This window comes from Dietzia sp. oral taxon 368 (assembly GCF_002999155.1).
Lineage (GTDB): Bacteria > Actinomycetota > Actinomycetes > Mycobacteriales > Mycobacteriaceae > Dietzia > Dietzia cinnamea.
Window position 1 is genome coordinate 2,832,338 of record NZ_CP027238.1, and the last position, 21,588, is coordinate 2,853,925.

23 protein-coding genes are annotated in these 21,588 nt (G+C 71.6%); 9 read left to right on the forward strand and 14 right to left on the reverse strand.

What is annotated here, in order from left to right; genetic code table 11:
• Positions 1-97: 97 nt before the first annotated feature.
• The 4 genes from C3V38_RS13225 to C3V38_RS13240 form a co-directional block, all read right to left on the reverse strand.
• A complete protein-coding gene (locus C3V38_RS13225; protein ID WP_061228814.1) occupies positions 98-1,066 on the reverse strand; it encodes a sigma-70 family RNA polymerase sigma factor in 969 nt (322 codons plus the stop codon).
• 183 nt (positions 1,067-1,249) lie between these two features.
• Positions 1,250-1,687 carry a D-aminoacyl-tRNA deacylase gene (gene dtd / locus C3V38_RS13230; RefSeq protein ID WP_061228813.1) on the reverse strand — a complete coding sequence of 146 codons (438 nt, stop codon included), beginning with the start codon at positions 1,685-1,687 and terminating at the stop codon, positions 1,250-1,252.
• Positions 1,684-3,279 (reverse strand): methyltransferase, encoded by a 1,596-nt coding sequence (locus C3V38_RS13235; protein WP_106385972.1) that lies wholly within the window; start codon positions 3,277-3,279, stop codon positions 1,684-1,686. Before C3V38_RS13235 ends, dtd begins: the two co-directional genes overlap by 4 nt.
• Complete coding sequence (locus C3V38_RS13240; protein WP_106385973.1) at positions 3,276-3,869, reverse strand: DUF3099 domain-containing protein; 594 nt, start codon at positions 3,867-3,869, stop codon at positions 3,276-3,278. Before C3V38_RS13240 ends, C3V38_RS13235 begins: the two co-directional genes overlap by 4 nt.
• A 58-nt stretch (positions 3,870-3,927) precedes the next feature.
• Here C3V38_RS13240 and C3V38_RS13245 point away from each other — a divergent pair, with 58 nt between their 5' ends.
• Positions 3,928-4,173, forward strand: a complete 246-nt coding sequence (locus C3V38_RS13245) for a DUF3039 domain-containing protein (protein WP_106385974.1) — start codon at positions 3,928-3,930, stop codon at positions 4,171-4,173.
• Positions 4,166-6,004 (forward strand): DEAD/DEAH box helicase, encoded by a 1,839-nt coding sequence (locus tag C3V38_RS13250; RefSeq protein WP_106385975.1) that lies wholly within the window; start codon positions 4,166-4,168, stop codon positions 6,002-6,004. The genes C3V38_RS13245 and C3V38_RS13250 overlap by 8 nt, the downstream gene beginning before the upstream one ends.
• Positions 6,005-6,152: 148 nt before the next feature.
• On the opposite strand, the gene C3V38_RS13255 is transcribed toward C3V38_RS13250, so the two are convergent.
• Together C3V38_RS13255 and ppgK are read right to left on the reverse strand one after the other, a co-directional pair.
• Entirely contained in the window at positions 6,153-7,628 is a 1,476-nt protein-coding gene (locus C3V38_RS13255; RefSeq protein WP_165001120.1) for an RNA polymerase sigma factor, read from the reverse strand.
• A gap of 114 nt (positions 7,629-7,742) precedes the next feature.
• Complete coding sequence (ppgK, locus tag C3V38_RS13260; protein ID WP_061229552.1) at positions 7,743-8,588, reverse strand: polyphosphate--glucose phosphotransferase; 846 nt, start codon at positions 8,586-8,588, stop codon at positions 7,743-7,745.
• A gap of 200 nt (positions 8,589-8,788) precedes the next feature.
• Here ppgK and C3V38_RS13265 point away from each other — a divergent pair, with 200 nt between their 5' ends.
• Entirely contained in the window at positions 8,789-9,760 is a 972-nt protein-coding gene (locus C3V38_RS13265) for an inositol monophosphatase family protein (RefSeq protein WP_106385976.1), read from the forward strand.
• Here C3V38_RS13265 and cei read toward each other — a convergent pair.
• A complete protein-coding gene (gene cei, locus C3V38_RS13270) occupies positions 9,750-10,388 on the reverse strand; it encodes an envelope integrity protein Cei (RefSeq protein ID WP_070723117.1) in 639 nt (212 codons plus the stop codon). The genes C3V38_RS13265 and cei overlap by 11 nt on opposite strands.
• A gap of 201 nt (positions 10,389-10,589) precedes the next feature.
• On the opposite strand from cei, the gene C3V38_RS13275 reads away from it, so the two are divergent.
• Positions 10,590-10,892: a DUF4193 domain-containing protein gene (locus C3V38_RS13275; protein ID WP_007628750.1), complete on the forward strand. Its 303-nt coding sequence runs from the start codon at positions 10,590-10,592 to the stop codon at positions 10,890-10,892.
• Positions 10,893-10,917: 25 nt separating this feature from the next.
• Here the strand turns inward: C3V38_RS13275 and C3V38_RS13280 are convergent, their stop codons facing one another.
• Complete coding sequence (locus C3V38_RS13280; RefSeq protein WP_061229549.1) at positions 10,918-11,424, reverse strand: DUF3093 domain-containing protein; 507 nt, start codon at positions 11,422-11,424, stop codon at positions 10,918-10,920.
• A 51-nt stretch (positions 11,425-11,475) separates the two neighbouring features.
• On the opposite strand from C3V38_RS13280, the gene dut reads away from it, so the two are divergent.
• The 4 genes from dut to C3V38_RS13300 all read left to right on the forward strand — a co-directional run bounded on the left by dut (position 11,476) and on the right by C3V38_RS13300 (position 14,184).
• The gene (gene dut, locus C3V38_RS13285) at positions 11,476-11,958 is read left to right on the forward strand and encodes a dUTP diphosphatase (protein WP_061229548.1); all 483 of its coding nucleotides are present in this window, start codon (positions 11,476-11,478) and stop codon (positions 11,956-11,958) included.
• 160 nt (positions 11,959-12,118) lie between these two features.
• On the forward strand, positions 12,119-13,021 hold the full coding sequence (locus C3V38_RS13290; RefSeq protein ID WP_061229547.1) for a DUF3710 domain-containing protein: 903 nt from the start codon (positions 12,119-12,121) through the stop codon (positions 13,019-13,021).
• A gap of 31 nt (positions 13,022-13,052) precedes the next feature.
• Positions 13,053-13,460 (forward strand): OB-fold nucleic acid binding domain-containing protein, encoded by a 408-nt coding sequence (locus C3V38_RS13295; protein ID WP_061229546.1) that lies wholly within the window; start codon positions 13,053-13,055, stop codon positions 13,458-13,460.
• Positions 13,447-14,184 (forward strand): DUF3159 domain-containing protein, encoded by a 738-nt coding sequence (locus C3V38_RS13300; RefSeq protein WP_061229545.1) that lies wholly within the window; start codon positions 13,447-13,449, stop codon positions 14,182-14,184. Before C3V38_RS13295 ends, C3V38_RS13300 begins: the two co-directional genes overlap by 14 nt.
• Before the next feature lie 183 nt (positions 14,185-14,367).
• On the opposite strand, the gene C3V38_RS13305 is transcribed toward C3V38_RS13300, so the two are convergent.
• The 3 genes from C3V38_RS13305 to C3V38_RS13315 all read right to left on the reverse strand — a co-directional run bounded on the left by C3V38_RS13305 (position 14,368) and on the right by C3V38_RS13315 (position 16,581).
• Positions 14,368-15,288, reverse strand: coding sequence for a hypothetical protein (locus C3V38_RS13305; protein ID WP_254426173.1), 921 nt, complete (start codon positions 15,286-15,288; stop codon positions 14,368-14,370).
• Positions 15,289-15,463: 175 nt separating this feature from the next.
• On the reverse strand, positions 15,464-15,988 hold the full coding sequence (locus C3V38_RS13310; RefSeq protein ID WP_061229544.1) for a carboxymuconolactone decarboxylase family protein: 525 nt from the start codon (positions 15,986-15,988) through the stop codon (positions 15,464-15,466).
• Positions 15,985-16,581 carry a peroxiredoxin gene (locus tag C3V38_RS13315; RefSeq protein ID WP_061229543.1) on the reverse strand — a complete coding sequence of 199 codons (597 nt, stop codon included), beginning with the start codon at positions 16,579-16,581 and terminating at the stop codon, positions 15,985-15,987. Before C3V38_RS13315 ends, C3V38_RS13310 begins: the two co-directional genes overlap by 4 nt.
• Positions 16,582-16,734: 153 nt before the next feature.
• On the opposite strand from C3V38_RS13315, the gene C3V38_RS13320 reads away from it, so the two are divergent.
• A complete protein-coding gene (locus C3V38_RS13320) occupies positions 16,735-17,670 on the forward strand; it encodes a hydrogen peroxide-inducible genes activator (RefSeq protein WP_061229542.1) in 936 nt (311 codons plus the stop codon).
• Between the two features lie 7 nt (positions 17,671-17,677).
• Here C3V38_RS13320 and C3V38_RS13325 read toward each other — a convergent pair whose 3' ends face one another.
• The 3 genes from C3V38_RS13325 to gndA all read right to left on the reverse strand — a co-directional run bounded on the left by C3V38_RS13325 (position 17,678) and on the right by gndA (position 21,455).
• Entirely contained in the window at positions 17,678-18,607 is a 930-nt protein-coding gene (locus C3V38_RS13325) for a hypothetical protein (protein ID WP_106385977.1), read from the reverse strand.
• A complete protein-coding gene (locus C3V38_RS13330) occupies positions 18,607-19,911 on the reverse strand; it encodes a DEAD/DEAH box helicase (RefSeq protein ID WP_254425992.1) in 1,305 nt (434 codons plus the stop codon). Before C3V38_RS13330 ends, C3V38_RS13325 begins: the two co-directional genes overlap by 1 nt.
• A gap of 71 nt (positions 19,912-19,982) precedes the next feature.
• Positions 19,983-21,455, reverse strand: coding sequence for an NADP-dependent phosphogluconate dehydrogenase (gndA, locus tag C3V38_RS13335; protein ID WP_106385979.1), 1,473 nt, complete (start codon positions 21,453-21,455; stop codon positions 19,983-19,985).
• Positions 21,456-21,588 lie beyond the last annotated feature (133 nt).

Sequence of the window (21,588 nt, forward strand, 5' to 3'; positions counted from 1 at the left end):
TGGCCGCGGCGACGACCACGCGGGCACCGGCACAGACGAGCGGCGGCCCCGCCCTTCGTGGGCGGGGCCGCCGGAGTGTGACCGGGGTCGGGGAGGATCAGACCGCGTAGGACCGCAGCTTGTCGGCGCGACGGCCCTCACGGAGCTTGGCCATGACCTCACGCTCGATCTGGCGGACGCGCTCACGGGACAGGCCGAAGCGCTTGCCGATCTGGTCGAGGGTGCGGGGCTGCCCGTCGTCGAGCCCGAACCGCAGGGTGATGACCTGCTGCTCACGCTCCTCGAGAGTGGCCAGCACGGCGCGCACGTCCGAGTGCATGACGTTGGACACCACCGTGTTCTCGGCGCTGGTGGCCTCGGCGTCCTCGATGAAATCGCCGAGCGGGGCCTCCTCGTCCGCGCCGACCGGCATGTCCAGGCTCACCGGGTCGCGCGAGTGGTCGAGGAGCTCCTCGATCTTGTGAGCGGGGATCCCCGACTCCTCGGCCAGTTCCTCGAGTGTGGCCTCGCGGCCCAGCTGCTGGTGCAGCTCACGCTTGATGCGCGCGAGCTTGTTGACCTGCTCGACCAGGTGGACCGGGAGACGGATCGTGCGCGACTGGTCGGCCATGCCGCGCGTGATGGCCTGGCGGATCCACCACGTGGCGTAGGTCGAGAACTTGAAGCCCTTGGCGTAGTCGAACTTCTCCATCGCACGGATCAGGCCCAGGTTGCCCTCCTGGATGAGATCCAGCAGCGGCATCCCCCGGCCCGTGTAGCGCTTGGCCAGCGAGACCACCAGACGCAGGTTGGCCTCGAGGAGGTGGGCGCGGGCGGCCTCGCCCTCGGCGACGATCGTCTTGAGATCCGCCTTCTTCACCGGGCCGAGACGCTTCTTGGTCTCCAACAGGTGCTTGGCATAGAGACCGGCCTCGATCCGCTTGGACAGCTCCACCTCGTCCTCGGCGTTCAACAGAGCCGTCTTGCCGATCCCGTTGAGGTAGACACGGACCAGGTCAGCGCTCGGGCTCTGGCCTTCCGGATCCGCCTCCGTCCGACGGTCCGATCGGGTGATGGCTGACGTCATGTCTCCTCCTCCTGCCTGGCCTTGTGACGAGGCCGGCGTTCGGTTGCTGGTGGACGGATCAGGCGCGTGCCCGGGTCACGGTCACGTACACCTACAACGACGGGGGTGCCGGCAATGTTCCCCGACCGATGATTTCGGTCACGGACCGTGCCGTAAAGGCCGTCACCCTGCCGCGTCGGCGGCTCAGGCCGAGCCCGGCGTCTCCACCAACACCGTGAACGGGCCGTCGTTGACGGAGTGGACCTGCATCATCGCGCCGAACACGCCCGTGGACACCTCGAGTCCCCGCTCACGCAGACCGGCCACCACCGCCCGGACCACGGGCTCGGCCCTGTCCCCGGGAGCCGCCCTCGCCCACGACGGTCGCCTGCCCTTGGCGGTCGAGCCCATCAGCGTGAACTGACTGACGACCAACACCGGGGCGCCCACCTCCGCGACGCTGCGCTCCTCCCGCAGGATCCGGAGTTCCGAGATCTTGCGGACCATCGTCGCGACGTCCGCCTCGTCGTCGTCGTTCGAGACCCCCAGCAATACCAGGAGGCCGGGCGCCGACAATGACCCGACGAGCTCTCCGTCGACGGTCACCGACGCCTCGGTGACGCGCGAGATGACCGCCCTCACCCGCGCGGCCCCCCGGGCGCGGCGGCGACGGCCCCCGGCGGCAGGAGGCCCGGCACACCGACCGGCACCACGAACCCGTGCACGAACAGGTCCGCGATCACCCGTCGGACGGGTGCGGCCAGCTCGTCCGGATCCTCACCGGCGCCGGCCGCGGCGAGCACCACCAGGTCCTCCAACGGAAGCGCGCCCGTCCGGGCGCCCTTCAGCACCGCCGCGGTGAGAGGGTCGATCTCGTGGCGCCAGCGGGCGCCGGTCACGCGCTCCACCACCACGGTCGACGCGCCCGGCGCGCCCGCCCCCTCCGGGTCGGTCGGTGCGAGGGATTCCGAGACGTGCAGGTGGACGTCGGGCGAGACCGTGAACACGGTCGCGTCCAGTGCGCGGTCCTGCCCGCCGTGGCGCCCGGCGGCCGCGCGCAGCCACGCGGTGCGCGCGAAATACGCCTCCGCCTCGTCCCCGAGGCCTTCGCCGAACGGATGGGTGAGGTCCTCGCACAACACCGACGACGGTCCCTCGACGCGGCGGAGATACACGTAGCCGAACCCGACCCCGGCGACGTCCTCGGCCTCGAAGTGGTCCAGCCAGCGGTCCGTCGCCCGCCACGTGGACTCGTCCCGCGGATCCATGCCCTCGTCCGTGAGCCACGTCCACACATACAGTCCCGGCTCGGAGACGTCCCGGCGGAGGATCCAGGCGTCCACGCCCTCGGACGGCACCCACGACGCCACCCGGCTCCGCCAATCGGTGTCCTCGCGTTCCACCCAGGACGCCAACATGACGGCCGTCCCGCCGTCCGCCAGATAGTCGGCGGCGCCGGAGACCACCGTCCGACTCGCACCATCGAGCGCCAGTCCCGACTCGCGGTACGAATGCCCGGTCTCCGGCGGACCCACCACGAACGGGGGATTGGCGACGATCCGGTCGAACCGACGGCCCGCCACCGGCTCGAACCACGAGCCGCGCAGGAGCTCGGCCCGCAGGTCGTTGATCGCCAGCGTCGCGGCGGCCAGCTCGAGGCACCGCGGCGTGATGTCGGTCCCCGTGGCGGAATCGGCGGTGCCCAACGCGTGGACCATCTGGACGCCGCACCCGGTCCCCACGTCCAGAACCGACCCGGTCGGCGAGGTGGGCGTGACCCGCAGCAGCGAGAGCGTCGCCTGGCCGACCCCCAGCACGTGGTCCGGCCGGGTGACGGTCCGCACCATCGACCCGTCGGGATCCGCGAACACCCACCGCGTCCCGTGGCCGGTGTCCACCGGGCGCAGGTCGACCACCGCGCGCAGCGCCGCGCCGTCGTCGACCAGCTCCCACAGGCCGGCGTCCACGCCGGCGCGCGGCTCGACGCCGGGGATCGCGTCCGCCACCGCGGACGTCGGCAGCGGATCACCCAGTACGAACAGGCGCACCAGCAGCCCGGCCGTACCCGCCGAGCGCGCGTGCCGGCGCACCGTCGCGGCGTCCGACCTGCCCAGCGCCGCGACGGCCTCCGGCCCGAGCCCTCGCTCGAGGCCCGCCACCGTGTAGTCGTGTCGGCGGAAGGCGTCCGCGAGCGCGGGCGCGAGATCGGCGAGGGTCGGGGTCGGGCTGGTCACTGGTCGGTGTCGCTCTCGTCGGGGGTGGGGTGGCTGCGGGGGGACTCGGAGTCGGGGGAGTCGGTCCCGGGGTCGGTCCGGGGTGAGTCGGGCCCGCGGTCGGTCCGGGGCGAGTCGGGCCCGCCGTCGGCCCGGTCGCGGGAGTCGCCGCCGCGGCCGGCCGCACCCGGGGCGGCGGTCGGGCCGATCGCCCGGCGGCCTCCGGTGTCGGCGTCCGGACGGGAGCCGTTCGCGGTGCCGGTGAGGCTGGACGGTAACGCGTACGGGGCGTTCGAGGGCAGACTCCCGGCCGTGTACGTCCGGGCCTGTCCCTTGGGCAGGGGCGGCCGGTCGTTGGCCCCGATGACCGCGATCCACGGGATCGGGATGGACCCCGCCACGATCACCAACGCGATCCACGGGTTGTTCCAGAGGGCGAGCGACCCCGCGGCCAGGAGCAGCGCGGGGATCCGCACGCTCATCAGCACGAAGTAGCGCTTCTTCCGGGCCGCGAGCTCGTCCCGGTAGGACTCCCGCGCGCCCGTGATGAGCACGGGTCTCGAGGTGTCGTCCCGTTCGCCGGATCGATGACGGCGGAAGTCGGGTGCCATGGGGCCCAAGGTACTCCGGCGTTGGCGCGGCGACGCCCGGGTGCGGCATCATGAGGGTGTGAGCACCACCCGGACCAAGACACTCGAGCGCCCCGAGGTCACGACGACCGAGGAGACGCAGGACGACGCGCCCAGGTTCTTCCACTACGTGGACAAGAGCAAGATCGCCGAGAGCGCGGTCATGGGCACCTACGTGATCGCCCTGTGTGGTGAGGTCTTCCCGGTCACCCGCTCCGCCAAGCCCGGCTCGCCGGTGTGCCCGGAGTGCAAGCGCGTCTACGAGACCCTGAAGCCTGGTGAGTGACCCCGGCGCGGTCCCGGGCCCAGACGAACAGACCGCAGACTCCGCCCCCCGCCCCGCCGGGGGCGGTTCGCTGCGCGCCTGGCAGCGGACCGCTTTGCGCAAGTACCTCATGGCGCGGCCGAAGGACTTCCTGGCCGTGGCCACGCCGGGCGCCGGTAAGACGACGTTCGGCCTGCGGGTCGCCTCCGAGCTCCTCGCCGACCGCACAGTCGACGCCATCACCGTCGTCGCGCCGACCGAGCACCTCAAGTACCAGTGGGCCGCGTCGGCCGCACGGTCCGGCATCGCGCTCGATCCCGAGTACTCCAACTCCTCCGGCGCGCTGGCTCCCGAGTACCACGGCGTGGTCGTGACCTACGCCCAGGTGGCCGCGCACCCGTTCAAACACCGCGAACGCACCGCGTCGCGACGGACCCTGGTGATCCTCGACGAGATCCACCACGGTGGCGACGCGAAGAGCTGGGGTGACGCGATCCGCGAGGCGTTCGAGGACGCGGAGCGGCGCCTGTCGTTGACGGGTACGCCCTTCCGGTCCGACGACAGCCCGATCCCGTTCGTCACCTACGAACCCGACGGGCAGGGCCACCAGCGATCCAAGGCCGACCACTCGTACGGTTACGCCGACGCCCTGGCCGACGGCGTCGTCCGGCCCGTCGTCTTCCTCGCCTACTCGGGCGAGGCCCGCTGGCGGAGCAACGCCGGCGAGGAGTTCTCGGCCCGCCTCGGCGAGCCCCTCAGCGCCGACCAGATGTCCCGCGCCTGGCGCGTCGCGCTGGATCCCCACGGCGACTGGATGCCGGCGGTCCTGCAGGCCGCCCACACCCGACTGCGGCAGATCCGCGCGGGTGGTGTACCCGACGCCGGCGGGCTGGTGATCGCCACCGACCAGGAACGCGCGCGCGACTACGCGGTCCTGCTCACCGAGATCACGGGCACGCCGCCGACGCTCGTCCTGTCCGACGACCCCACGGCCTCCAGCCGGATCGGCACCTTCTCCGACTCCACCGACGAGTGGATGGTCGCCGTGCGGATGGTGTCCGAGGGCGTCGACGTCCCGCGACTGTGCGTGGGCGTCTACGCCACCAGCGCCTCCACCCCCCTGTACTTCGCGCAGGCCATCGGCCGGTTCGTGCGCTCCCGCCGGCCGGGGGAGACCGCCTCGGTGTTCCTGCCGTCCGTGCCGGTGCTCCTGCAGCTGGCCTCGCAGATGGAGGCCCAGCGCGACCACGTCCTGGGCAAGCCCCACCGGGAAGAGGGGCTGGAGGACCAGCTCCTCGCCCAGGCCAACCAGCAGCAGGACGAGAACACCGAGGACGAGGAGGACCGGGGATACATCTCCCTCGGCGCCGACGCCGAACTCGACCAGATCGTGTACGAGGGGTCCTCCTACGGGACCGCGACCTTCGCCGGCAGCGAGGAGGAGGCCGACTACATCGGCCTGCCCGGGCTGTTGGGCGCCGACGACGTCAAGGCGCTCCTGCGGCAGCGGGAGAAGGAGCAGATCAAGCGCGGGTCCGCCGAGTCGTCCTCCGGCCCAGGGGCGGTGGCGGTGGTGGGCGCCGACCCGTCGGTGGCCGGCACGACGCTCCCGGGTAACGCGGCCGGGCCCGGCGCCCACGCCGGAGCGGCCGCAGACCGGGTGGCCTCCGCCGCCGAACTCAAGGACCTGCGACGCCAGCTCAACACCCTGGTGTCGGTGTACTCCGGGCGCCTGGGCAAGTCGCACGGCGCGATCCACGCCCAGTTGCGCAGCGCGTGCGGAGGGCCGCCCGTGCCGATGGCCTCCGCCGAGCAGATCCGCGAACGGATCAGCCTGCTCCGCAGCTGGTGAACGCCTCTCCGCCGCAGGCGGGGGCCGGTGTCGCGCCGGAGGACGCGCGATGGCAGAGGGCGGTGTACGCGTAAGGCACACCTCGGCCGGCCCGACCAGACGAGAGCGGGCCCCCGCCGTCCGGCGAGGGCCCGCTGCAGCGGTCTTGTCAGTCCAGGTAGTCCCGCAGGACCTGCGAGCGCGACGGGTGGCGCAGCTTGGACATGGTCTTGGACTCGATCTGCCGGATGCGCTCACGGGTGACCCCGTAGACCTGGCCGATCTCGTCGAGGGTGCGCGGCAGGCCGTCGGTGAGCCCGAAGCGCAGTCGCACCACGCCCGCCTCACGCTCGGAAAGCGTGTCGAGGACCGAGCGCAGCTGGTCCTGCAGCAGCGTGAAGCTCACCGCGTCCACGGCCACCACGGCCTCGGAGTCCTCGATGAAGTCGCCGAGCTGGCTGTCGCCCTCGTCGCCGATCGTCTGGTCCAACGAGATGGGCTCCCGGGCGTATTGCTGGATCTCCAGCACCTTCTCCGGGGTGATGTCCATCTCCTTGGCCAGCTCCTCCGGGGTGGGCTCGCGGCCCAGGTCCTGGAGCAGCTCGCGCTGGATGCGGCCGAGCTTGTTGATGACCTCGACCATGTGCACCGGGATGCGGATGGTGCGGGCCTGGTCGGCCATGGCGCGGGTGATGGCCTGGCGGATCCACCACGTGGCGTACGTGGAGAACTTGTAGCCCTTGGTGTAGTCGAACTTCTCGACCGCGCGGATGAGGCCGAGGTTGCCCTCCTGGATGAGGTCCAAAAACGCCATGCCGCGGCCGGTGTAGCGCTTGGCCAGCGACACGACGAGTCGGAGGTTGGCCTCGAGAAGGTGGTTCTTGGCGCGGACGCCGTCTCGCTCGATCCACTTGAAGTCGCGACGCTGCGCGGTGGTGAGCTTCTCGCCGCGCTCGGTCACCTGCGCCATGTACCAGGTTGCGTACAGGCCGGCCTCGATGCGCTTGGCGAGCTCGACCTCCTCCTCGGCGTTGAGGAGGGCGACCTTGCCGATCTGCTTGAGGTAGGCGCGGACGGAGTCGGCGGAGGCGGTGAGCTCGGCGTCCTTGCGGGCCTGGCGGAGCGCCTCGGACTCGTCCTCGTCCCAGACGAAGTCGCCCGACGCCTTGTCCTTGGCGCTGGGCTCCTCCTTGGGCTCCTCCTTGGGCTCCTCGTCGGCCGCCTCGTCCTCGACGTCCTCCACGTCGACCTCGACGTCCTCCAGTTCGGAGGTGTCGGGCTCGGCCTCGAGGGCGTCCCCGACGTCGTCCAACTGGTCGTCCTCGACCACGTCGGCGCCGGCGGGGGAGGCGGTCTTCTTGGCGGCGGTCTTCTTGGCGGCCGTCTTCTTGGCCGCGGTCTTCTTGGCGGCGGTCTTCTTCGCCGGGGCCTTCTTGGCGGCGGTCCTCTTGGCCGCCGTCTTCTTCGCGGGCGCCTTGCGCGCGGCGGTCTTCTTGGCGGGGGCCTCGCCAGTGACCTCGGTGCCCGACGGATCGCCGCTCGCCGCGGAATCCGAACTGGTGGTCTTCGTGGCTGCCACAAACGCCCCTTCACAACCGGTTACTCGATGGGAATCGGGGATCGATGCCGCCTGGTCTGCAGACATGCGAGCCGTCCGCCTTGCGGTACCGGGCCCGTCCCCGGCCGGTACGTGTTCCCGGCCTGCGCCATTGTAACGAGATTCTGTCCGGGGGGTTGCATCCGGCGGGGTTAGCCCGGGTCAGACGCCTACGTCGGGCAGTACCCGGCCGAGGTCGAGCACCCCCGAGTGACCTGCGGCGTAGAGGGCCGCGCCGATGATCCCGGCGTCGCCACGCCGGACGGCCGCGCGGACGGGGGTGCGGTTCTCGAGCAGGGGGAACCATTGGTCGGCGGCCTCGCTGACACCTCCCCCGAGGACGAAGGCGCGGGGCCACAGGAGGTCCTCGATGGCGCGCAGCACGTTGGACACGTGTGGGGCCCATTCCTCGAAGCTCAGTCCGTCGCGGGCGCGGACGGAGGCGGAGGCCAGGTGCTCGGCCTCGTCGAATCCGCGCCCGGCGATGTCCTCGACCATGAGGTGGCCGAACTCGGTGTTGGGTAGCAACCTGCCGTCCAGCAGGAGGGCTGAGCCGATGCCGGTGCCGAACGTCAGCAGGATGACCAGCCCGTCGACGCCCTCACCGGCGCCGTAGTGGACCTCGGTGAGGCCGGCGGCGTCGGCGTCGTTGAGCATGAGGACGGTGCGGCCCGGTAGGTGCCGGTCGAAGAGGTCGACGACGTCGCAGCCGATCCAGGAGTGGTCGATGTTGTGCGCGATGCGCGCCACGCCCTCGTGGATGACGCTCGGGAGGGCGACGCCCACCGGGCCGCGCCAGTCGAATTCGGCGACCATCTCGCGGATGAGCGCGGCGACGGCGTCTGGGGTGGCGGGCTGGGGTGTGGGGCGGACGAGCCGGTCGCCGATGAGTTCCCCGCGCGCGAGGTCGACGAGCCCCACCTTGACGCCGGTGCCGCCGACGTCCACGCCGAGTCCGGTCGGTGTCTCCGTCGGCGGGACGGCGGAGAGGGGCGAGGGGCTGGACATGTGGGGCTCCCGTGGGGTGGACCGTGCGGGGCACGGCGTGGGTTGTCAGGTGCCCGGGCGGTCGGGGCACGATGGGCGTCGGGCGCCCGCGGGCCAGCGTATCGGTCCGGCGGGCCCCGGGGCGGGTTCACCGCCGCGCCCGTCCGGCGGGTCCGCGTGCGGGCCCCGGACGGTACGACGACGACGAGGAGGAGGGGCACATGACGTCCAGCGGAGCAGCAGAGGCGGCCGGCCGGACCGGCCCGGGGTTCGTCGACGGGTTACGGGAGCTGGCCGAGAGGTTGGCGGTGTCGGGCGGTGACGTGGCCCGGCGGATGCTGGCCGAGTTCGATTCGCGGGGGCCGGGCTCGCAGGGGCTGGGCTCGCGGTCCAAGTCGTCGGAGACCGATCCGGTGACCGTCATCGACACCTCGGTGGAGGAGCACCTGCGGCGGGAGATCGCGGCCGCCCGCCCGGGCGACACGGTCCTCGGCGAGGAGGGCGGGGAGGGCGGGGAGGTCACGGACGAGGCTCCAGGTGATCCACCGGGCGCGCCGGCGGGTGGGCCAAGCGGCGAGCCGGCGGGTGATCCGGTGGACGGGGACTTCGCCGGTGCGCGCGAGCCGCGGGTCCGGTGGGTCGTCGACCCCGTCGACGGGACGGTCAACCTGCTGTACGGGATCCCGTTCACGGCGGTGTCGGTGGCCGCCGAGGTGGACGGCGTCGTGGTCGCGGGGGCGGTCCACAACATCGTCACGCGGGAGACCTGGAGCGGGGGCTCGGGCCGGGGCGCGGCCCTGAGGGAGGCGGACGGCACCACGACGGCGCTGCGCGTGTCGGACTGCGCGGACCTGTCGCTCGCCCTGGTCGGAACCGGGTTCGCCTACGACGCGGGGATCCGGGCGGAGCAAGGCCGCGTGGTGGCCGAGTTGCTCCCGCGGGTCCGTGACATCCGCCGGTGCGGGTCCGCGGCGTTGGATCTGTGCATGTTGGCCACCGGCCGGCTGGACGCCTACTACGAGCGCGGGCTCAAATACTGGGACCACGCGGCGGGCGCGCTGATCGCGGCCGAGGCCGGGGCGGTGGTGGCGGTGTCGGAGGACGACGCCGTGCCCACCACCGGCGCCACGCCCGGCGTGTCGGCGGAGTTCCTCTCCGCGCTCGCGGGCGCGACCGGACGGCTCAGCAGCTGACGGCGCGCGCGGCGTCGAGCTCGGAGGAGATGGGCTGGCGACCCACTTTGAGCTCGTCGAGCGCGCCGACGGCGGCGGTGGAATCGGACAGGCGGGAGAACGTCGTGCCGAGCGCCAGGTCGACGGTGCCGTCGGTGCGGCCGTCGGTCACCAGCTGCATGCACGGCGCGGCGAGGGAGAGCGAGCGGGCGGCGGCCCGGCCCGCCTCGCCGTAGCGGATCTGACCGTGGCACTCGAGGGCCTGCCCGTAGACCGGGTCGTTGCCGATCGCGTCCGAGCCCGCCGGTTGGAATCCGCGCTCGGCCAGCTCGGCGGCGACGGCACCGGCCTGCCCGCTCTGGCCGTTGGCGTTGAGCACCCGGATGCGGGTGTCGGCGAGCAGCGCCGGCGCGACCTGATCGAGGGCGTCCACGGACTCCTCCTCGAGGCCCGCCTCCTCGGCCGCCGGCGGGAGCGGGCAGGCGACGGCCTGGGTGGCGGCGTCGTCTCCGCGCAGTGCCGCGGCCCAGACGAGCGCACCGAGGACGAGCACCACGACCAGGAACAGGACGTAGGGCGAGCGCAGGCGGGTCAACCCCCGCGCGGGGGTCGGGCTCGGTGTCGCCTGGGTGCTGAGATGGACGACCATGAGGGCCTTTCCTGCAGGTGAACGGGCTGCGAGCCCCGATGGGACCCGGCCCTCCACTGTAAACGTCGGGCGCAGGCGATCCCGCCCGGAACACGGACGTGACCGCTGGATGAAAAAGGCGGGAGATTCCGTTACTATGCGTGCGCCGGTCGGTCCACCGCCGAATCGGGCACCCCCCACACAGACCCAGAAAAGAGACTCATGGCAACCGACTACGACGCTCCCCGCCGCACCGAGGCAGACGAGCTCACCGGCGATTCGCTGGAGGAGCTCAAGGCACGGCGCGCGGAGGGAGCCACCGGCGAGGTCGACGTCGACGAGACGGACACCGCCGAGTCCTACGAACTGCCGGGTGCCGACCTGTCCGGCGAGGAGCTCACGGTGCGGGTTGTGCCGGAGCAAGACAACGAGTTCACGTGCGGCGAGTGCTTCCTGGTGCACCACCGCAGCCGCTTCGCCGAGGAGCGCGACGGCATGGCCATCTGCGTGGACTGCGCGGGCTGAGCACCGCGCGCGGCGGCGCCGCCGGTCAGCTGTAGTGGTTGTCCGGCAGCGCCGCCGCGAGCCCCTCGGGGTCGCGCGTGCTGATGAGCCAGTACGGCGTGGGGTCCAGAGGGTCGTCGAGGACCACGATCACCATGGTCGGGATGTACCCGCGGTGGACGACGAACGCCTCCGGGTCCAGCTGCCGTCCCATCGCCGCCTGCTTCGCCGTCGCGGGAACGACCGCGCTGCGGGCGATCGCGTCGAACGGCAGGCGCGCGCGGCCCGCGTACAGTGTCCCTCCGCCCTGACCGTCGGATTCGACCTCGATCCTCTCGCGGCCGAGCGAGACGAACAGCCAGGCGAGCAGGGCGGGGACCACGATGACGAGTAGCCACATCCACCAGCGTGCGCCGGCCGTGAAGGCCAGGACGACCGCCACGACGGTGACCGCGGCGAGCAGGAGCCACCACCACACCGGGACCCGCAGCGTCTCGGAGTGGACGGGGCGCGGCGCGCGATCGGGTGGGGGGCGGAGATCTTCGTCGGACACGACATCAAGACTATCGAGCAACCGGGCGACGCCCGGCAGGAGGGCGGCGGCATGGTGAGCGGATCGGCCGGGGTGAGCGGTACCGGCGAGGTGCTCCGGATACGACGGCTGGACAGTGGACTCCCGCTGCCTGTCCGGGCGCACGCGGCGGACGCCGGGATCGATCTCCACGCCGCGGAGGACTGCGACCTGACACCCGGACACCGTGTCCTCATGCCGACGGGAGTCGCCATCGCGTTGCCCGTCGGGTACGTGGGCCTCGTGCACCCACGGTCCGGCCTGGCGGCACGGGCGGGACTGTCCATCGTCAACGCACCCGGGACCGTCGACGCGGGATACCGGGGGGAGATCAAGGTGAACCTCATCAACCTCGATCCGGCCGAACCCGTCCGTATCGCGCGCGGTGACCGGATCGCACAGCTCCTCGTCCAGCGGGTCGAGTTGTGGGACGTCGTGGAGGTCGATGATCTCGACGAGACCGACCGCGGGGACGGCGGCCACGGCTCGACCGGGGGCCACCACCGCCTGAGCTGACCGGCCGCCCTCACGCCCGGGGAGACAGACCACCACCGCCCTCACACCCGGGGAGACAGACCACCATCGCGCCTGACCTGACCGGCGGCGACGCCGTTGGGTAGCGTCGTCCGCGACGGTCCCGTCCGGGGCCGGGTCGCACTCCGAGAGGATTTCCACCATGTTCGGACGAAAGAAGCCGGTGACCGGGGCCCGCGACGCCGCCGCGTCCACCGAGGCGGAGTCGCAGGCACCCTCGTCGACGGGGCCGCACGACCGCTCGTCCGTTCCAGACGTGCGCGCGTACTACACGGCCCTCGGCTACGGCCATATCGACCTGGGGTCGCTCGTCATCGGAGTGCCGCAGGGCCGCGATCTGAACGTGGCCCTCGACCCGGCCGGCCAGCCCGAGTTCCACGTCGTCACCCAGGTCTCACGTGTCATCCCGCGGGCGTTCGCCGCCCCGAAGTCGGCAGGACAGTGGCGCACGATGGTGGCGGGGATGCGTGAGCAGCTCGAACAGCAGGGCGCCGATGTCTCGGTGGTTGACGGTCCCTGGGGGCGCGAACTCGTCGCCGTGCTGCCCGGGGCGGTCTTCCGCGCCATCGGGGTCGACGGCAACCGGTGGACCGCCGAGGTCCGGGTCATGGCCACGCCTGAGCTCGCGGACCAGGCGGCGGAGGAGGGGCGGGAGGTGTTCCGGCACCTCCTCATCAACCGCGGTGACGGGCCGATGCCCGTGCGGGAGCAGCTCCCACTGACCATCCCGGACGAGATCCAGCAGGCGCTCACCCAGGCGCGGTCCCAGCAGGCCGCGCAGCAACAGGCGCAGGCGTACCAGCAGCAGATGGCGGCCGGCCAGCAGGGGCGGGCCGGCCAGGCGGCACCGGCGGGGGCGCAGGCGGCGCCGGAGAAACCGCAGGCGACCGCACCGTCCGCCGGCGCCGCCACGGCTCCGCAGGGCCGCGGACAGGCCGTCCCGTCGACGGGCGGAGATGCCGCGTCATCGACCGGGGGCAGCGCGACGCCCCGCAGGGACGGAAGCGCGATGGACCGGCTCCGCCGCGGGGACGACGACCTGTGACCGGATCCGGTCGGCCGATGGAGATCTGACCATGCCTTTCCCCAGGGTTTTGCGTGACCTGACCGCCCGACTCACCGACCCCGTCGAGGCCCTCGACGCGGCGGACCTCGCCGTGCGCGTGCAGCGGACGGGGTGCACCCACGTCGCGGATGTCGCTCGAGGAGACCGCGTGACGTTGACCGGGCGCATCCGGACCGTGCTCTCGTGCGGCGGATCGGATTTCCTCGGGATGACCGCCGAGGTGTTCGACGGGACCGGCGCGATCGAGGTCTGCTGGCTCGGGCGGCGAACGATCCCCGGGATCGACACCGGTCGGTTCATCCGAGTGACGGGCCGGGTCGGCGTCCGCGACGGTCACAGGATCATGTACAACCCCCGCTACGAGCTGCTCGACGGGCAGCCGTGCAGCACAGTGGAGGAATCGCGTGACAGAGCCTGAGCAGGCGGCGGGGGAGCCTGACACCGGCGCTGACGCCCGACCGTCGTCGGCGGGGGGCCGGAAGACCACGTTCGGGGATCCCGACGCATCGGTGCTCGAGCAGATGGGCGGTGTCCGCGGGCTCGTCTTCTCTTCGATTCCCGTCCTCACGTTCGTCCCCGTCAACGGGTTCTGGGGCCTGACGGCCGCGATCTGGGGCGCCCTCGGCGTCGCGGTCGCCATGCTCGCCTGGTCCTTGGGTCGCCGGGACAACCCACAGCCGGCGATCTCCGGGTTCATCGGCGTGGCCATCTGTGTCTTCATCGCCTGGCGGACAGGAGACGCCAAGGGGTATTTCCTGTACGGCATCATCACCCAGGCCGTGTACGGGTCGGCGTTCGCGCTGTCGGCGCTCGCCCGGTGGCCTCTCGTCGGGGTGATCTGGGGTTTCCTCGACGGCAAGGGGATGGCCTGGCGTCGGATCCCGCCCGCCCGCCGGTGGTACACCGTGGCGACGGGCTTCTGGGCCGCGCTGTTCGCCATCCGGGCGATCCTGCAGTACGTCCTGTACCTCAACGACGAGGTCAACTGGTTGGGTGCCGCGCGTATCGGGATGGGCTGGCCACTGGCGCTGATCGCGCTCCTCGGAACCGTGTGGGCGGTCCGTCGCGCGATGGCCCACGAGAAGGACGCGGAAAGCGCCGCCCCCGAGCGGTCGCCGGGGGATGCCGCGCCCGGGGGGTGACGCCGCGCGGACTGCCACCTCGCCGGACTGCCACCGCCCCGTGACTGACACCGCCTCGTGACTGACACCGCCCCGTGAATGACGACGCCCCGACCGCCACTCGGCCGTCGGGGCGTCGTTCTCTCCGGGGCACCTCGCCTCCGTCGCCGTGGGTCGGACGGCGGTGTATCGGGCAGCGGTGGATCAGGCGGCGGCGGTCGCGGTGCTTGAGAACTCGCTCGGGCCGGTGATCACCCGGTAGGCGTACACCGACGCGAGCGTGGTGAGCGGGATGGCCACAAGTAGGCCGACCAGCAGCGCCAGGGCGCCCGCGATGACGATGAGGACGTTGAGCAGCGCCAGGGCGAGCAGGTTGCCCGCATCGGACTTGACGGCACGGAAGCTCGACACGATGGCGTCGGTGGCCGTCATGTTGCGGTCGACGACGAAGTACTGCGTCCAGTAGAGGAAGAACGCGACGATGAACGCGCCCACGATGAGAAGGAAGACACCCACGAAGGTGGCGATGCCCACGAGGATCGCGGCGACCACGAACCACCCGAAATTGTGCAGCTTGAAGAAGTCGCCGAACGACGGCCTGTGGCCGTCGACCTCGAGGAGCGCGCCGCGGATGATGAACGCCTGGAACAGCAGGCCCACCACGAACGAGAGAAGCTGGGCGATGAACATCACGGCCCCGGACTCGTCCGTGGAGAACGCACTGACGATCCCGCTGACGACACCGCTGGCCAGTGTGATGAGCAGCCAGGGGACCGGGTTGTTCTTGAACATCTGCCAGCCGGCGGCGACCGCGCCGGTCGGGGATACCCGGCCGACCGGGGCCGGGGCTCCGCCCGGCCCCGGCTGGCCGTAGCCGCCGTACACCGGATCGCCGTAGGGCTCCTGTCCGTAGGCCGGCTGGCCGAATCCCTGCTGTCCGAATCCCTGCTGTCCGTAGCCCGGCTGTCCGTATCCCTGCCCGGGGTACGGCTCGTAGCCTCCGTGGCCCGGGTAGGGCTGCTGGCCGTAGCCCCGGTCGCCGTAGGGGTCCTGGTTCTGGTCCGGTCCAGAACGGTAGGGGTCGTTCGGGTACCCGTCCCCCGGTGGGGTGCCTCCGGTAGTCATTGCCGTCTCCATCATCCGGTGCCGCGGGTTCGTTCCGCGGCGCTCGTACCGAACCTAGTTGCGCAGCGGCGCGAGTACGAGGTCCAACTCGCGGACCATGAGGCATTCGGCGGAAACGCATCGGGCCCCGCTGACGAGCGTCAGCGGGGCCCGATGGTCACCGGAGAGGTGGGCGTCAGATGTTGGCGTCGATCTCCACGGCCTGTGCGACACCGGCGATGGTGCCGGCGATCTTCACGGCCTCCCACGCCTGCTCCTTGGTGACGCCCTCCTTGCGGATGACGTCATCGTGGGCGGCGGTGCAGTTCTCACAGCCGTTGATGGTGGACACGGCCATCGACCACAGCTCGAAGTCGGCCTTCTCCACGCCGGGGTTGGCGATGATGTTCATCCGCAGGCCCATGCGGACCTGGGTGTAGTCGTCGCCCAGGAACTCCTTGGCGCGGTAGGCCACATTGTTCATGGCCATGATCGAGGCGGCGCCGAGCGCGGCGTCGAACGCCTCGTCCGACAGGTGCTGGCGGGCCTCGTCGGCGATTTCCGACAGGACGGTCGCTGACCGGGTCGCCGCGGCGGTCGCGAGGAACGTGCCCCAGAGCTGCTGCTCGTTCAGCTCGGTGGACCGCGCCAGCGAGCCGAGGTTCAGCTTGAGATCCTTGGCGAACTCGGGGAGTCCGGACTTCAGGTTCTCGATGCTCACTTGATGCCCTCCTGCAGCATGTCCATCTTGTTGATGTTCTTGGTGGGATCGTTCTTCTGCCAGTTGCAGGCGCAGACCTCGGACGACTGCAGGGCGTCCAGCACACGCAGGACCTCGTCCACGTTGCGGCCGACGGCGTCCGGGGTCACCGAGACGAACTGGATGACGTTGTCCGGATCGACGATGAAGGTCGCGCGATCGGCGACACCGTCGGCGTTCTCCACACCGAGCGCGCGGATCAGCTCGTGCTTGATGTCCGACAGGAGCGGGAACGGCACGGTCTTCAGCTCGTCATTGGTCGCGCGCCAGTTGAAGTGCGCGAACTCGTTGTCGATCGAACCGCCCAGGATCTGGGTGTCGCGGTCCTGGAACTCCTCGTCGAGCTTGCCGAAGGCGGCGATCTCGGTGGGGCAGACGAAGGTGAAGTCCTTCGGGTAGAAGAAGATCACGCGCCACTTGCCCTCGTAGGACTGGTTGGTGATCGTCTCGAAGTAATCCTCGGGCTGCTGCGCGTTGACCTCCTTGAGGTCACCACCCTTCAGTGCGGTGAGTTCGAAGTCGGGGAACTGATCGCCGATGGTGAGAAGAGCCATGTGATCCTCCTGAGGGTTTGGCGTTAGTCGGACGGCCATGCCCGACTATGCCCCACTCCCTGTGAGAGGTAAAGCTGATGAGACGTAGATCACTCATAGGAATGGTCGAATAATCGTCGACTTCCGGTTATCGATGGCCGTACACTGATCGGTATGGCTGATCAGCGGTTCGTTCCGAGCCTCATGCAGCTGCGGGTCTTCCTCGCCGTGGCGGAGCGCCTGCACTTCCGCAGCGCCGCCGAGGGGCTCGGCATGAGTCAACCCTCCCTGTCCCAGGCTCTGGCGACGCTCGAGGACGGACTGGGTCTGCACCTGGTCGAGCGCAGTACGCGGTCCGTCCTCGTCACGCCCGCGGGGCACCGCCTGCTGCCGTACGTGCGCGCGGCAGTGACCGCGATGGACGCGGTGGCCGATGCGGCTGCGGGCAGTGACGGGCCGCTGTTCGGGTCGTTGCGAATAGGCGTGATCCCCACGGTTGCCCCCTACCTGCTGCCCGGCTTGCTCCCCGCGCTGGGGGAGCGGTTCCCGGACCTCACGCCGCGGGTGGTGGAGGACCAGACGTCCCGGCTGGTGGACGGGCTGCGCAGCGGCGTCATCGACCTCGCGATCATGGCGGTCCCCACCGACGCGATGGGCGTCGCCGCCACGCCGCTCTACACCGAACCGTTCGCCCTGCTCGTGCCGGCGTCGCACGAGCTCGCCGGACGCGAGGGCCTGCCGCTGGAGATTCTCGTCGACCAGCCGCTGCTGATGCTCGACGAGGGCCACTGCCTCCGCGAGCAGACGGTCGAATTGTGCCGCCGGGTCTCCGCGCCGGTGCTCGGGCGGGGTGAATCCCGCGCCGCGTCCCTCACCACCGCGGTGCGGTGCGTCGCCGGAGGATTGGGAGTGACGATCGTGCCCGAGTCCGCGGTCGGTCCGGAGACGCGCGATCCCGGAATCGCCGTGGCGCGGTTCGCGGATCCGGTGCCCGGTCGGACGATCGGTCTCGTGCTCCGGACCGCGACCGCGGGGGCGGACGCCTACGCCGAATTCGGCCGTGTCGTCGCCGGCGTGGCCGCGCAGGAGTTCGGCGCGACCCCCGTGTGACGACCGGTCACCGTGCGCCGGCGGGGACACGTGCCCCGATCCGCTCGACACGGTCGACCGCGGCCAGGAACCGTGAACGGAGCCCCTGAGTGCGCGCGATCCACTGCTTCTGGAAGGCGACGAACTCGGCGCGGCCCGCGGCGGTCTCCACCGGTATCGGCGTCAGGCCCCAGGCCGAGAGGTCGTAGGGCGACGAGCGCATGTCCACCTCGCGGGCGTCGAACGCGGCTCGCAGGGCGTCGAGGAGGAGCTCACCCGGTGCGCCGGCCTCGAGGGCCGCCGTGTGGGCGTAGACATCCATCCCCGCGTGGAGGCACGCCGGCTGCTCGTCGAGGACCTGCCCGTCTCGCGTGAGCGGCTCGCGGTTGAGAGGAACTGCGGCGTCGGTGAAGAAGCGGAACGCATCGAAGTGCGTGCACTGCAGATGCGAGCTTCGGACGACCTCGTCGACCCGCTCGTGGGTCAGTCGCAGGGGAACCTGCCCGTGGCGCACGCCGTCGCGGCCGGAACGATAGAGCATCGCCCACTCGTGCAGGCCGAAGCACCCCGTGGCCCCGCGGCGTCCCGCCGTGGCCGAGACCACCGCACGGGCGCGGGAGACCCGGTCGCCGCAGCGACGCCAGACCGAGTCGGCGTCCACGACGAGTCCGTCCCGGCCGGCGATCATGTCGCGGCGGTAGTGCCGCCACTCGCGGCGTTCCGACCGGTGCGCGTTCTCCAACAACACGCCGGGCCCAGGATGCCAGCGACGCACCGTGGCGACGCTCGTGCGGTAGTAGGTGAAAAGGAAGTCGACGACGGGGTGCGGCTCCCCGCGGCGCCGGCGTTCCAGGTGCTCGGCCGTCAGATGGTCGACCCACGCGTGGTGGCGTTCCTCGCGGTGCCTCCAGAGCTCCTCCGGGAGCACCACCGGGTCGGGTGGCCGCACGTCGGACATCACGACCGCTTCTTCCGCTTGGGGCGGTGGACGCGCGACCGCGCGGGCCGCCGGGGTTCGGACGGCCGCCGCGACCGCGCCGGCGGGGACGGAGCCTTCCGGACGGCCGGTGTCGCGAGCTCGGGGCCGAACACCCGCGTGATCGTCTCTTCGGCGCCCGGCCGGGAGGCATCGACCGTCTCCACCGACATCCCCGACGCCCGCGCCTGATCGGCGACGCGGTCCACCTGGGAGGGCCTGAGGACGGCGGCGACCACGCCGGCCCGCGCGACGCCGCGACCGGTGCGCCCCGAACGATGGACGAGGTCGTCCATCGAGTGCGGCGGTCCAACGTGGACCACATGGCCGACGTCGACGATGTCGAGCCCCCGGCCCGCGAGGTCCGTCGCCACCAGGACGCGGACGGCACCCGAGGCCAGCTCGGAGAACGCGGAAGAGCGCCGGGTGGGGGAGTCCGACCCCTTCACGCCGGCCACGCGGACGCCGGTGTCCGCGATGGCGGCACGCAGCGCGTCGACGGCATCCCGGCGAGGGACGAAGAAGAGCCCGCGCGTGCAGCGGGCCGCCAGCGCGACCGCCACGCCGTCAGGATCCGGGGTGGAGAGGATGACCAGCTGACGTGGCGCGCCCGTTGTCGTCGTCGTCCCCGTCGCGGTCTCCCCGGCCGCGGTGTCGGCCGCCGGCGACCCTCCGGGCCCGGGTTCCTGCTGTACCGACGCCGGCGCGCGCTCGACGCGGTGGACCCGGAGGCCGGGACGCGCCTCGCGCAGGCGTGCCTCGACGTCGGCGTCGGCGGTGGCCGTGGTCGCCAGGAGCCCCGCACCGGTGCAGGTGGCGAGGAGCGACTCCGTCTGGTCGACGAACGAGGGCCCCAGGAGGTGGTCGGCCTCGTCGAGCACCATGACCCGCGCGTCGGCGAACGACACGGCCCGGGACCGGACCAGGTCGGCGAGGCGACCCGGCGTGCCCACGGCCACGTCGACCGGGGCGATGAGCGCGCGACGATCCCGCTTGATCGGCTGGCCGCCGACGAACGAGGCCACCCGCAACCCGGCGCCCGCCCCCACCTCCGCGAGGACCTCGGCGCTCTGCTCCGCGAGTTCGCGGGTGGGTGCCACCACGACCGCCCGGGGCCGACCCGGCAGGCTCGGTGACCCCGCGAGGCGGTGGACCACCCCGATCGCGAACACCAGCGTCTTGCCGGAGCCGGTCGGTGCCACCGCGAGCAGGCTCTCGCCGCCGACGGCGTCGGCGAGCGCGGCCGCCTGCACCGGTGTCGGCTCACCCGCGACGAGCGCGGACACGGCATGCCTGATCGGGACCGACACCCCGAGGTCTTCGAGGAGCCGGCCCAGAGCACCGGGCTGCGAACCGCTCAGACCCGGACCTCCGAACGATCGCCGCTCCACAGAGTGTGGAAGCTACCCTCACGGTCGGTGCGCTGATAGGTATGCGCGCCGAAGAAGTCGCGCTGACCCTGGATCAACGCGGCGGGCAGACGTTCGGTGCGCAGGCCGTCGTAGTACGCGAGTGCGGCCGAGAAGCCCGGCGCGGGGATGCCAGCGGTGACCGCGGTCGCGACGACGCGACGCCAGCTGTCCACACAGTCCGCCAGTGCCTCGGCGAAGTACGGCGCCGCGAGCAGGGAGGGCAGCGACGGGTCGGCGGCGTACGCCTCACGGATCCGGTCGAGGAACGTGGCGCGGATGATGCAGCCGCCGCGCCAGATGGTGGCGAGATCGCCACGGGCGACGTCCCATCCGTACTCCGCGCTCGCCGCCGTGATCTGGTCGAACCCCTGCGCGTAGGCGATGACCTTGGACGCGTAGAGCGCCCGGCGGACGTCCTCGACGAACTCGGGACCGGTCTGCGCGGGGGTCGACACCGAGCCGGCGGGCAGGGTGCGCCCGGCCTCCCGCTGGGGGACGGAGCTCGACAGCGCGCGGGCGAAGACGGCCTCGGCGATGCCCGTGACCGGGACGCCCAGATCGAGGGCGGACTTGACGGTCCACCGACCGGTGCCCTTCTGGCCGGCGCGGTCGACGATCACGTCGACCAGCGGTGCGCCGGTCTCGGCATCGACCTGCGCGAGCACCTCCGCCGTGATCTCGATGAGGTACGAGTCGAGCTCGCCGGTGTTCCACTCACGGAAGACGTCGGCCATGGCCGCCGGCTCGATGCCCGCCACGCCGCGCAGGAGGTGATAGGCCTCGCCGATCAGCTGCATGTCCGAGTACTCGATGCCGTTGTGCACCATCTTGACGAAGTGGCCCGAGCCGTCCTCGCCGACATGGGTGCAGCACGGCGTGCCGTCGACCTTCGCCGAGATGTCCTCGAGCATGGGTCCGACGACCTCGTAGCTGGACGCGGGCCCGCCCGGCATGATGGACGGCCCCTCCAGGGCGCCTTCCTCGCCGCCCGAGATGCCCGCACCGATGAACCGGATGCCACGCTCGGCCATGGCCTTCTCGCGACGGATGGTGTCCGTGTAGAGGGAGTTGCCGCCGTCGATGATGATGTCGCCCTCGTCGAACGCGTCGGCGAGCGCGTCGATCACCGCGTCGGTGGGCGCGCCCGCCTGCACCATCACGAGTGCGCGCCGCGGCGAGCACAGCGCGGCCGCGAACTCGGCGATCGTCTCGGTGCGGACGAAGTCACCGTCCTCGCCGTGCTCCGAGAGCAGGGCGTCGGTCTTTCCCGCAGAGCGGTTGTGGACCGCCACCGTATACCCGTGCCGGGCGAAGTTGCGGGCGATGTTCGAGCCCATCACGGCGAGGCCGGTCACTCCGATGTCGGCGGTGCCGACAGTGCCGGCGGCGGGCTGCGCGTCCTCGCGTTCAGTACTCATGGGCCTCAGCGTAGTCGACGCCCGCGAAGCGAGCGGACCTGCATCGATGCGAGCTATCGGCCGGGCCGGAGGCGGGGTGGCGGCAGCGAAGTGGTTGATAGGTCAGACGTGCACTGAGTGCAAGGATTCGTCG